The sequence below is a fragment of the Streptomyces violaceorubidus genome (genome assembly GCF_000717995.1).
Classification (GTDB): Bacteria; Actinomycetota; Actinomycetes; order Streptomycetales; family Streptomycetaceae; genus Streptomyces; species Streptomyces violaceorubidus.
In genome coordinates, this window is sequence record NZ_JODM01000193.1 from 1 (window position 1) to 291 (window position 291).

1 protein-coding gene is annotated in these 291 nt (G+C 72.2%); it reads left to right on the forward strand.

All coding sequences use genetic code 11. The annotated features are described in order from the left end of the window. A partial coding sequence (locus tag IE94_RS0134680; RefSeq protein WP_030192671.1) for a substrate-binding domain-containing protein occupies nucleotides 1-291 on the forward strand: 291 nt, incomplete at both ends.

Sequence of the window (291 nt, forward strand, 5' to 3'; positions counted from 1 at the left end):
CGGGCCATGTTCTCCCTGGAGGGCGGACAGGCGGCCGCCACCCGCCTCCTGGAACGCGGCGTCACCGGCATCATCTGCGCCAGCGACCCCCTCGCCCTCGGCGCCATCCGCGCCGCACGCCGCCACGGACACCACGTACCCCACGACGTCTCCGTCGTCGGCTACGACGACTCCGCCTTCATGACCTGCACCGAACCACCCCTCACCACCATCCGCCAACCCATCGAGGCCATGGGCCGCGCCGCCGTCGACCTCCTCTGCGCCCAGATCCAGGGCACCGAAGTCCCCCAC